General features: G+C 39.9%; 1 protein-coding gene and 1 pseudogene. One reads left to right on the top strand and one right to left on the bottom strand.

Annotated elements, in window-relative coordinates; genetic code table 11:
* On the bottom strand, nt 1-978 hold a 978-nt coding region (locus tag AYJ08_RS24285; RefSeq protein ID WP_082890850.1), incomplete at its 3' end, for an Ig-like domain-containing protein.
* 632 nt (nt 979-1,610) lie between these two features.
* Here AYJ08_RS24285 and AYJ08_RS24280 point away from each other — a divergent pair.
* Nucleotides 1,611-1,807, top strand: a pseudogene (locus AYJ08_RS24280) (exosporium glycoprotein BclB-related protein); the annotation flags it as partial.

The raw sequence follows: 1,807 nt of genomic DNA, 5'->3' as shown, positions 1-1,807 counted from the left end.
ATGACTAGAGCGACTGGAAGGACTGGAGCGACTGGAAGGACTGAAGCGACTGGAAGGACTGAAGCGACTGGAAGAACTGAAGCGACTGGAAGGACTGAAGCGACTGGAAGAACTGGAACGACTGGAATGACTAGAAGGACTGGAACAACTAGAATAGCTAGAACGGCTAGAGGAGGTTTCAAACGTATCAGAATGGCTGGAGGAGGACGATTGGAAATGTGAGCAGCTCGAAGAACTAGATTTATGATGGTGGTCACAGAACTTTGCCCTCACTAGAACAATGACTCGCACAATCGCTGTGGAATGGCAAATCGGATCTACTACCAAGACTGTAAAGATATCTTTTCCAGTAAAATTGTGATTTGGTTTATAAGCGTATCGACCATCGATTAACAGTTTAAGACTACCGTGTTTTGGAGAAGAGAGAAGTTTAAATAAGAGAGTGTTTCGGCTTGGATTAGCAATTTTAATAAACGATTTAACTCCTTCGCCTCTACGAACGATGAGTCCATTATTTGCTGCCTGTAGTGGGATGCAGGCTCCTTGGAAAGGTATCGTTACTACATTGGATAGGACAGTAATAGGAATTCGGCGCCCTTTTGAAAAGACCAGTGTACCAGTCAATCTTGCTTGACTAATGATTTTGGCTGGTGATGGAACAGAGACTACCCGGAATTGATAAGTAACACTTATGGATTTTACTCTTTCAGGAAAGGTTCCAAGACTGATGCCAGTTACGGGTGAAGCACCGGGTTGAGGAAATCCATTTACAGTGACGCTATTTGGTACAAACACAGTGCCTGTAGGAGTTTCATTAAACAAAAAGGCGTTAGTCAAAATCCCCTTACTTTTTTTATTAAGTATTCGAGCTGTGAATGTAATGATGCTCCCAACCGCAACAAATGAGGTATTAGCTGAGAGTTTAACAACAACTTTTTTGTCGGGATGATGGTCACAATCGCGTGATGAAATATTCACGGTAATTTGTTCACCTCCAGGATTATTAAAAAATGGGGTAGCCCGAGTTTTAGGTGACGATTGTAGAGTAATAAGCCGGGCTACTCACATGAGGTAACCTGGTATTCTTATGAACTGGTTACCCATAATGCTTATCATCTTTTAAGAGGAAAAAGATGATATATACAGAGTGAAGCTAAGAATTACTCAGGCGTAATTCTGGTAATGGGTGCGGGTGTATTAGGAATTACATGATAGGAACATGAAACCAAACTTGCTTTCCCTACATTTTTTTCAAAGAAAGAAAATATACTGTGTCAGATCACCTCTTTAGCCAGATAGTTTTCCGTAGCCATAGCTAAAGGGAGAACATAGGAGACAGGAGGAAGGGTGTAGGGATGTAAACGCAAGTATGGTACCTCCTTTAACTAAGATAGTTATGTATATGTGTCGTTATGGTAGAAGGGTCACGATCAAACTTGGTTTGGGTTAAAAATGGTCATATGTAATAGGGATACTAGTCTAGTGATATCGTAAAAGGATGTTGTAAGGCCTATTTTTTATAAGCTAATCAACATTTTTAAAATTAATGATAACCGAGTCTTTGGGTTTTCCATAAGATATCACATCTTATTAATGGAGGTGTGATTTTTTTGAGATACGATAATCATGATGATTTACAAAAGATAAAAAACGGATTGATTGAATCTGAATTATTTGACTTTATGCGTCGAAATCCAACAGATAAATACAAAATGCACGGACATTGTACGTCCAGCTTTTCTAGATCTTCATGCACACATTTTACCACTTTTTGTCCGATAACAGGTCCAACAGGAGCAACGGGAGC

The sequence above is a fragment of the Brevibacillus sp. SKDU10 genome, assembly GCF_001645205.1.
Classification (GTDB): Bacteria; Bacillota; Bacilli; order Brevibacillales; family Brevibacillaceae; genus Brevibacillus_B; species Brevibacillus_B halotolerans.
This window is presented reverse-complemented; position numbering and strand designations above follow the sequence as displayed.